Raw genomic sequence first — 772 nt, 5'->3', positions numbered from 1 at the left:
GATCAAAACCCACCCGCGACACCGCAAGCGAACGACCCACCCCCACCACATCCCACCCCGAACACCCCTCCAAAAACGACACCAACCGCCCCGCCTGACCAACCACAGCCTCCACCGACCTACCCGAGACCACCCACGGCACCACACCCGACGCCGCAGGCTCCGCCGCCAGCGAAGCCTCGATCTCCGGGGCCTGCTCGACGATGAGGTGCGCGTTGGTTCCGCTCACGCCGAAGGACGACACACCCGCCCGGCGCGGGCGGCCCACCTCCGGCCACTGGCGGGGCCGCGTCAACAACTCCACGGCGCCGGCCGACCAGTCGACCTCGGGGGTCGGCTCGTCCACGTGCAACGTCGCGGGCATCACCCCCGCGCGCATCGCCATCACCATCTTGATCACACCCGCCACACCCGCCGCGGCCTGCGTGTGACCGATGTTCGACTTCAACGAGCCGAGCCGGAGCGGCTCCTGGCGGTCCCGACCGTAGGTTGCCAGCAGCGCCTGCGCCTCGATCGGGTCACCCAACCGGGTACCCGTACCGTGCGCCTCCACCACGTCCACCTCCGCGGCGGACAACCGCGCGTTCGCCAACGCGGCCCGGATCACCCGCTCCTGCGAGGGGCCGTTCGGGGCCGTCAGACCATTGCTCGCGCCGTCCTGGTTCACCGCGGAACCACGGATCACCGCCAACACCCGACGCCCACCACGCACCGCATCCGACAGCCGCTCCAACACCAGCACACCCACACCCTCGGCCCAACCCGTCCCGTC

General features: G+C 70.9%; 1 protein-coding gene. It reads right to left on the bottom strand.

The annotated features are described in order from the left end of the window. Positions 1-772 (bottom strand): ketoacyl-synthetase C-terminal extension domain-containing protein (locus AC0AIB_RS31030; protein ID WP_465098051.1); only part of this gene is annotated, 772 nt, incomplete at both ends.

The organism is Micromonospora sp. DSM 43699, from assembly GCF_055517075.1.
This window is presented reverse-complemented; position numbering and strand designations above follow the sequence as displayed.